This window comes from Sphaerochaeta sp. S2 (assembly GCF_016406725.1).
Lineage (GTDB): Bacteria > Spirochaetota > Spirochaetia > Sphaerochaetales > Sphaerochaetaceae > Sphaerochaeta.
On record NZ_JAEKNT010000494.1, the window covers coordinates 1 to 2,132 of the forward strand.

3 protein-coding genes are annotated in these 2,132 nt (G+C 47.8%); 1 reads left to right on the top strand and 2 read right to left on the bottom strand.

Features of this window, described 5'->3' with window-relative positions; genetic code table 11:
• Nucleotides 1–46 precede the first annotated feature (46 nt).
• Nucleotides 47–367, bottom strand: coding sequence for a hypothetical protein (locus JF818_RS14375; protein WP_198892666.1), 321 nt, complete (start codon nucleotides 365–367; stop codon nucleotides 47–49).
• A gap of 313 nt (nucleotides 368–680) precedes the next feature.
• Between JF818_RS14375 and JF818_RS14380 the strand changes: the two genes are divergently transcribed.
• A complete protein-coding gene (locus tag JF818_RS14380; protein WP_198892667.1) occupies nucleotides 681–1,628 on the top strand; it encodes an NAD(P)-dependent alcohol dehydrogenase in 948 nt (315 codons plus the stop codon).
• A gap of 275 nt (nucleotides 1,629–1,903) precedes the next feature.
• Here the strand turns inward: JF818_RS14380 and JF818_RS14385 are convergent.
• A partial coding sequence (locus JF818_RS14385) for an ice-binding family protein (RefSeq protein ID WP_198892668.1) occupies nucleotides 1,904–2,132 on the bottom strand: 229 nt, incomplete at its 5' end.

Sequence of the window (2,132 nt, forward strand, 5' to 3'; positions counted from 1 at the left end):
CTATTGTCACAGGGCCGAAAACCCATGAGGAGTCAGTCAAGAGGCTTCAGGCTTGTAGGCAGGCACTTGCAGATAATGATATTCCTATTGACGAGAAACTGGTCAGGTCAGGTACTTTTACCGACGAATCAGGAAGTGAAGAGGCAACAATGATCAGGCCATCAATGGTCTGCTCGGATGCAAGGTGATACGCGAGGTTGGAAGAGGCTTCACTGGCAATAGGGGATCCAAGGCGGGAGCCAATAAAGGAGATGGTTCCCATCTGCCGCTTTGCCGCTTCCCTTTCAATGGCATGCCAGATGGCCGACTGATATTCATCGTCCAAGCCTGCGGTGAATATTCCGATGCAACGCTGTGAATCCTGCATGAAAGATGGCTCCTCCTCACTGGTGTACCTTATCTATGATAGACCATACAAAGGAGTTTGCAAGGATAGGGTTGAAAAATAAACAAAGAGAATTTCTCACTGTTGGTTGAGTCTCTCATGGGCCTCCTCATGGGCCTCCTCATGGGCCTGTAGTAACACATGCTTTGCCTCTATTGTTTTCATTTCTGTGGTTGTTGTTTCTATTGGTTATAGGAACACTTGAGAACTATGAATTTGTCGGTAAGAATATATCCAGGAAAGCCGCTTACAATATGTTGCGGCGCAGCCACATAGAGGACCAAGGAGACAGAAATTGAAAGCAATTGTTTATGAGAAGGTGAGCTCGTCAAAAACCTTGGTCCTGCGTGATATTGTAAAACCAATGCCTAACACGCATGAAGTATTGGTACGTATCCATGCTGCATCTGTGAATGCACTTGATTACCGTCCTATGCAGATGGGTGTCGGTATACCGAAGAGCCGAATATTCGGAGCTGATATCGTGGGAATGGTGGAAGAAGTGGGTAGGGATGTAACCTCCTTTAAAACAGGAGATATGGTGGTCGGTGATATCTCGGGAAACGGGTGCGGAGGCTTTGCAGATTATGTTGCTGTAGATGAGAAGGTGCTGGCCTTGAAGCCATCCGCGATTCCCGACGAACTCGCCGCTGCCGTCCCGGTAGCAGCTGTCACTGCCTTGCAAGCATTGCGTGACAAGGGAGAGGTCAAAGCGGGCATGAGTCTACTCATCTACGGAGCGGGAGGCGGCGTCGGCACCTATGCTGTTCAACTAGCCAGCTATTTAGGTGCTCAGGTAACTGCCACCTGTAGCACACGCAATACAGCACTTGTGCGCAGTCTGGGAGCCAACGAAGTTATCGATTATACAAGGGAGGATATTACCACCAGTAACCGTCGCTTCGACCGGATTATCGCCATTAATGGGTACCACCGGCTTTCAGCGTATAAGCATCTCCTCGTGCCTAATGGAATATTCGTTATGGTGGGAGGGTCCTTGAAACAGATATTTACTTCACTTCTCTTTGGGCCGTTCATGTCGGTAGGGTCAAAGAAAATGCGTACACTGGCAGCGAAACCCAACAGGGAGGACCTGGAATTCGTTCTGGACTTGGTAGCCTCCGGCAAGATTCACCCAGTTATAGATCGGTGCTATCCGCTGGAGCAAACCGCAGAGGCAATGAGTTATGTGAGCGAGGGGCATGCCCAGGGCAAGGTGGTCATTACAGTGACCTCCAAATAAAGGCCGATGTGATGTTTTTCTTGAGTAAAACTCAGGCCCAAGATGCTAGAAAGGCAACCCGCTATACATCATTGGAGACTCAAGGCTCATATGAATTTTTTTCGTTTGCTGGATATGTACAATGAACAACTCATGATTAGCAGCATAGTTGTTACTATGAAAAGAGATATACAGTTCTTTGCATGCCCTTTACTGTAAAAAACGACGTTGATCGGAAAACCTTTCAACGCCGTAAAAAATGAAGAATCTTACGATTCACTGGTTTTTAAGAACCCCTACATAGCGGGTTTCGTTACCGTTGCTTGGTCAAGGGTAATCTGTGTCTGAGCCAACAAACGACCATTGATCGAGGATCCGGTGTTCATAGCAATATTCGTCTGACTCATCACTATTCCCTCAAAATGGGAACCGGTCCCCAGGGTCACCCCTCCAGCTACCTGCCAGAAGATATTTTTGGGCTGAGCCCCACCTGAGAGAATTACATCGAAACCACTACTAATGCTG

Bases quoted from the DNA above. Each gene is read 5' to 3' on its own strand.
- JF818_RS14375 (WP_198892666.1), bottom strand. From the start codon at position 367: ATGCAGGATTCACAGCGTTGCATCGGAATATTCACCGCAGGCTTGGAC.